2 protein-coding genes are annotated in these 749 nt (G+C 35.8%); both read right to left on the bottom strand.

Features of this window, described 5'->3' with window-relative positions; translation table 11 throughout:
* A partial coding sequence (locus ACY3XC_RS28700; protein WP_464871575.1) for an IS3 family transposase occupies positions 1-334 on the bottom strand: 334 nt, incomplete at its 3' end.
* Positions 335-390: 56 nt separating this feature from the next.
* Entirely contained in the window at positions 391-684 is a 294-nt protein-coding gene (locus tag ACY3XC_RS28695; RefSeq protein WP_464871574.1) for a transposase, read from the bottom strand.
* Positions 685-749: the final 65 nt, after the last annotated feature.

Below are 749 nucleotides of genomic sequence, written 5' to 3'. Positions count from 1 at the left end.
CTTGATTAGGTTCTTCTACACTAAATTGACGATTGAGTATATTAGGATAAATGTTTAAATCATGATTTGAATCAGTTGTGACCACAAACTTTTCTGGCAGTGTAGCTTTTAAACCCATTTCTTTCATCATTCGAGCTACTGTTTTTAGTGAAATCGTATAGCCCCATTCAATTAAGTCGTCATGTACTCTTGGGCTTCCGTAGGTTCCATAGCTCTCATGAAATGACTTGCTAATTTTCTGTTGAATTTCTATACGATATTTTTCCTTTTCAGATGGGGGATTAGATTGCAGCTTAAGCCATTTATAATAGCCACTCGTTGAAACCTTCAACACTTGGCACATCTTCACTATAGCGTGTTCATTTGAGTGGGCCTCAATAAAGGAATAAACTACGCTTGGTTTTTGGTGAAGATGTGCATAGCCTTTTTTAGGATTTCAATTTCATCTCTTGCTTCTGCCAATTCTTTTTCATGCTTTTTCTTTAATTTCTCAAGCTCGGTAGGTGTAATATAAGTCTCATTAGTCTTTCCAGCATTACTTTTCATCCTATAAGCTGAAACCCATCCGCTTATCGTCTTTGGTGAAATTTCCAATTCATGTGCAACATGCGATGCTTTGCGGCCTTCCTCAACAATTAATTTTGAAACATAATCCTTGTACTCTTGATCAAAATGTTTACCCAAAGTGAACACGCCCTTTTAAATGATGATTGTATTATAAACTAAATCTCATTTTTTCGTGTCCACTT

The sequence above is a fragment of the Bacillus sp. CZDM1 genome, assembly GCF_055502545.1.
The sequence above is the reverse complement of the archived record's forward strand: the minus strand, read 5'-3'. Positions and strand labels throughout refer to the sequence as shown.